The organism is Mycobacterium sp. (assembly GCF_052144515.1).
Taxonomy (GTDB): domain Bacteria; phylum Actinomycetota; class Actinomycetes; order Mycobacteriales; family Mycobacteriaceae; genus Mycobacterium.
In genome coordinates, this window is sequence record NZ_JBKQQD010000271.1 from 1 (window position 1) to 4,763 (window position 4,763).

Consider the following 4,763-nt stretch of genomic DNA (forward strand, 5'->3'; position numbering starts at 1 on the left):
GTGATCGGTTCGACGCGCTGGAGTTGAACCTGGCGATCACGGCCGTACCGGCCGAAGGCGAGACCATGCCGAACCTGGCGATGACGCGTCACTACTCGCCGGGGATGTCCGACGAGGAGATCCTGGCGATGCACTCGGTGCTCACCGGCTCCCCCCGCGAGATGGCCGACACCCTGTTCGAGTACCGGGACAAATACGGCGTGACGTTCTTCACCGTCCAGGACAACCACATCGGCAACTTCGCCAAAGTGATCGCCGAGTTGCGCTGAGTCGGTCCCGGTACCCGGCGGCCGGTAAGCTCAGCCCCGTCCGCCCTCGTAGCTCAGGGGATAGAGCACGGCTCTCCTAAAGCCGGTGTCGCAGGTTCGAATCCTGCCGGGGGCACCCTTGTTTCCGCAGCTCATAAGCGCTTTCGTAATTCCGCTCCACAAGTTGGTCCGACTCCTGGTCGGTGCTTGGTCGGTGAGCCAATGACACGAAGTGGCGTTCACTAGTCCCCGATGGCCTCTCTCGCGGCGGCATCGAGGCGTACCGCTACATCATCAAGGTCGGTTGGGAAGAGCCCTGCATAGTGATTCAGCGTCGTTGCAGCCGACTCGTGGCCAAGCAGGCGTGCCGATCCTCGGGTGCTTGGCACGCCATGGCGAGATCATCCGCCACAACAACAATTTTCCGCCACCACCTGGGCCATATTTGGTTAAAACAGACTCGGACGACCCAAAGCCGCCCTAGAGCTACGGGGGTTGTCCCGAGTTCCGTGGAACTTCGGCGGCGGTCCGGTGTGCATCGGGCTGCGCTCACCTAATTATCATGCCCGACGGTGCCGACAGATTCGGCGGACCCGCGCTCGAGCCCGCAGTGCTGCGCCCACATTGGCCAGACACAAGGCTGAGTGTGGTGCCTTCGGCCGCGGCTATAAATACGGCTATCTTCGTTAAGGCGTCGATTCCACTGCACGGCGGCCCATTTGGGGGGCCGCTGACGGCTAAGTTGGTGAGTGGCTGTGGGTTTGGCCGCCGAGGCGGCCAGGGGCGCGCGGCGCGTCAGCGCTGGTTGGCTGTGCGGGAGTACGTCGCGGTGGCGATCTCGAGGATTTCCGCGCGATCCGCCGACACGATGAACCCTGATTGAATCGCCGCGTCGAGCGCCAGGGTGAAGCGTTCCATGTAGTCCGCGGTGCCGCCTGGATAGAGCCGGTGCAGGGTGGCGGCGTCGAACAGTTCGCCCGAGCCGAACAGATCGGACATGGCGGTCTCGTCGCTGCCGAAACCTGATGTCCGGGTAATCGGTACGCCGACCCATGGGGTCCTGACGCCGCCCCGGGCGAGTCCGTTCTGATCCAACACCGGCTTGGGCGGGTCGGCGTTAGTTATCTCGATTCCCGGGGCAGCCGGGGCTGGCTCGCCCGTTCGGATCCACTCGTGCAGCCGGGTCAGCGCCGCCTGCAGGACATAGTGGTGCTGGGGGGCGAAGTTGATGAAGTGCGCCAATTGTTGGCCCATCAAGGTGTTGGTCGGTGCGTAGGCCGCCACGATGTTGTCCAGTGGCGCGGAGCCGGTGTCGATCGGCGCCACTCGAATCGTGTAGTTGTCGGCATGCGCGGTGCCGGGAATCTCCCAGGTCCGCAGCCTTTCGGTGTCCGGCTGTCTGGCCTGGTAATAGCCCAGTCGCGGGCCGCCGAAAAGGTCAGTTTCGGTGATGATCGTGAGCAACGGGACGCGTAGGTCGGGTCGGAAGGTGACCGCGTGCGGCGTCGTGGGCTGCGGCGCTTCGAAGATGGAGCTGCCGTCCAGTGGCGCGGCGGGCGCGAATCGGGAATGGACCAAGAAGCCGTCGTAGACCTTGGCGAGTGGATCGATGGCGTTGACGTAGGTTGTCAGGAACAGGGCGGACTGGGACTCGCCAACTGCGACAACGTGTTCGGGCTTCAGCGGACCGAGAACACCGTTGTGCTCGGCGTCACGGACCAGTCGGCCGATGTGCGAAAAGACGTCGTAGGAGAAGGCGTCGCCGGGGTGGCGCAGGGGTGCATACCGTATCGGATCTTGGGTCTTCAGAGACATGTCTGCGCCACCTCGGCTCGCGCCGCCCTCGACGCCGACCCGCTGGGCAGAGACCGCGACGTAAGCGTAACCCTCGCGGACCATTTGACGATGCGCCATGAACCACACCGCTGGTGCATCGATGCCCCCGCTGACATTGAGCCACTCGACGAGGACTGTTCCGTTGAAGTTCGCCGCATCCGCTGGCGTCAGTACCACCATGCGAGTGGTGTAATCAGCGGTGCCTGATAGTATTACGCTCCACCGCCCGTCAGCACCGAGTTTCGCAGCGGGCGTGTAGGACGATGCTGTGCCGGAAATGAACAACTCCTCGGCGACATAGCCCAGGCTGGCGATGTCGAATGCGCCCAAGAGCAGGTTGGGTGTCCCAGGCGCTGGTGTGACGACCAGACGATTGGTCATCTCGTCGCGACGAGGGAAGAAAAAGAGCAATAGAAGGCGGCCGCACCGCCAGTGACGGATGCGCGGGCGTCATGCCGGCGATGATCGGTGCGCTGAAGCGACACAGTCCCTCCTTGGGTCCTTTGTTCGCGATCGATGACGTATCGAGCCCTACGACGCCGCCGTGGGATCGGTGTGCCAGGCAGTTTACGTTCGCGTGGCGCCATTGTTGTCATTGCACCTCCTTGCGTCGCAGACCTTCTGCTCGGTTGTGAGCTTGCGCCACTTTCCGCATGCCGGGCATCCCTCAACAATGGCGTCCTCAGTCACGAACTAGCCTCTTGTCAGCCGGGTTGTACCAACGGCAGGTCGCGGGTTGACAGACAAATCACTCTGGACCGCGGGCCGAAGTCCCGCCATCGATGGGTAGGACGGTGCCGGTGGCGCTGGTACAGGCTGCGAAGTAAAGTGCGGCTTCGGCAACATCTTCGGGGGTTTCCATCCCGTGGGAGCGGCCGATCTTTGCGCATTTTGGCACGCGTCTTCTGCACGAATTTGTCCATGGAACCGGGTCATAAGGGTCTCCCGAGCCGGCCCGAGGCACCTTGTCACCCGGCATTCCGAGCAACGCATCGAACGCGGCGTATTCCGCCTCACCCCACGCCTCGGCCGGTAGCGGCGGCAGTCGCTGTTCCGTCGCGCTCATGTCCTGCGACCTCCGTTGACGGGAATGACTTGGCCGGTGATGTACGACGATTCGTCTGAGCACAGGAACGTCACGGCGTTGGCGATGTCCTCGGGCCGGCCAGCCCGACGCACCGGCGTGATTGCGGCGAAATTCTCGAGGGTGTCAGTGAAGCGGCCCTCGGCGATGGCCTTTTCCAGCATCGGAGTAACCACCATGCCGGGCGGCACGGTGTTGACGGTGATGCCCTTCGGACCCAGCTCGAGCGCCAAGCTCTTGGTGAGCCCGATCAACCCGGCCTTGGAGCTGACGTAGGCCGCCATGCGCGACTGCCCGCCCTGCGCGCTCGACGACGAGATGTTCACGATGCGGCCCCATTTGGCGGCCGTCATGTCGGGCAGGACTTCTTGCGTGCAGATGAATGGTCCGCGCAGGTTGACCGCCATGATGCGGTCCCACTCGTCGTCGGTGATCCCGGTGAACTTGCCGAACTGCTCGATGCCGGCATTGTTGACCAGGATCAGCACCGGCCCGAGCTCGGCTCGCGCCTCGTCGACGGCGCCCCGCACCTGGGCGCGGTCGGAGACGTCGACGACGTGACCGCTGATCTTGGCGCCGTCGGCGCGCAGCCGGGCCACCTGGGCGTGCAACTGATCGCGCTGGATGTCGAACACGGCGACGTTGGTGCCGCGCGCGACAAGTGCTTCGGTGATCGCCAGGCCGAGGCCCGATGCGCCGCCGGTGACGATCGCGGTGGTTCCCTCGAAGGGCATGAGCGCGAACCCTATTCGAAGCCGATGTGCAGTCGGGTGAGCCCGCGCAGGATAAACGTCGGCAGGTAGCTGTACCGGCGATTGCCTTGCGGGCCGTGCTTGTCCTCATCGATCCAGATGTTGGAGGTCCGTTCGAGCAGGCGCTGCAGGCTGATCTTGGCCTCGGCGCGGGCCAGCGGGGCGCCCGGACAGCTGTGCGGCCCACGGCCGAACGCGACGTGCTGGCGCGCGTTGCCGCGCTCGATATAGAAGGCATCTGGTTCGGGGAACTTGCGCGGGTCGCGGTTGATCGCGGCGTTGACCAGCATCACGGTGGTGCCCGCGGGGAGGTCCACGCCACCGACGGTGACCGGAACCGTGGTGAGGCGAAAGTCGCCACGCACCGGGCTCTCGTACCGCAACGCCTCCTCCACGAATCGCGGGATCACGTCGGGGTTGGCGCGCAGCTTGGCCTGCAGATCGGCGTCCTCGGCGATCATCATCATCGCCGTGGACAGCAGCCGGACCGTGGTCTCCTGCCCGGCGGCGAACAGGTTGGCCGCAACGCGTACCGCGTCCATCACTTCTGGGGTGCTGCCGTCCGGAAACGTGGCCGAGGCGACGCCCGTCAGCACGTCGCCACGCGGGTTGGCGCGGCGGTCGGAGATGTATTCAGCGAATTTGCCGTAGAGGTATTCCAGCGGCGAGTGATGCATCGTCTCGCCCTCGCTGCTGCCGATCGTGCCGACCTCGGTCAGCAGCGCCTCGCGGAACTCCGCGTGGTCGGACTCGGGAACACCCAGCAAATCGGCGATGACCAACATCGCGAACGGATTGGCGAACTCGCCGATAAACTCGCAGCGGCCACCGACCAGCGCGGCG

Annotated in this window: 3 protein-coding genes, 1 tRNA gene and 2 pseudogenes; 2 read left to right on the top strand and 4 right to left on the bottom strand. The window is 64.7% G+C overall.

All coding sequences use genetic code 11. From position 1 onward, the window contains the following. Together ACLP9N_RS17885 and ACLP9N_RS17890 are read left to right on the top strand one after the other, a co-directional pair. A pseudogene (locus tag ACLP9N_RS17885) lies at positions 1-269 on the top strand (LLM class F420-dependent oxidoreductase); the annotation flags it as partial. A 42-nt stretch (positions 270-311) separates the two neighbouring features. Next, positions 312-384 (top strand) — tRNA-Arg (locus ACLP9N_RS17890). A gap of 659 nt (positions 385-1,043) precedes the next feature. On the opposite strand, the gene ACLP9N_RS17895 is transcribed toward ACLP9N_RS17890, so the two are convergent. From ACLP9N_RS17895 to ACLP9N_RS17910, 4 genes and pseudogenes are all read right to left on the bottom strand, one after another. Beyond that, a complete protein-coding gene (locus ACLP9N_RS17895; RefSeq protein WP_442408677.1) occupies positions 1,044-2,465 on the bottom strand; it encodes an alpha/beta hydrolase domain-containing protein in 1,422 nt (473 codons plus the stop codon). 367 nt (positions 2,466-2,832) lie between these two features. Beyond that, a pseudogene (locus tag ACLP9N_RS17900) lies at positions 2,833-2,983 on the bottom strand (oxidoreductase); the annotation flags it as partial. 163 nt (positions 2,984-3,146) lie between these two features. Beyond that, entirely contained in the window at positions 3,147-3,902 is a 756-nt protein-coding gene (locus tag ACLP9N_RS17905; protein WP_442408678.1) for an SDR family NAD(P)-dependent oxidoreductase, read from the bottom strand. An 11-nt stretch (positions 3,903-3,913) separates the two neighbouring features. Next, positions 3,914-4,763, bottom strand: an 850-nt coding sequence (locus ACLP9N_RS17910) for a cytochrome P450 (RefSeq protein WP_442408679.1), incomplete at its 5' end; no start/stop codon positions are given.

Excerpts from the sequence above, each read along its gene's own strand:
- ACLP9N_RS17895 (WP_442408677.1), bottom strand. The coding sequence starts at position 2,465 with ATGACCAATCGTCTGGTCGTCACACCAGCGCCTGGGACACCCAACCTG.
- ACLP9N_RS17905 (WP_442408678.1), bottom strand. The coding sequence starts at position 3,902 with ATGCCCTTCGAGGGAACCACCGCGATCGTCACCGGCGGCGCATCGGGC.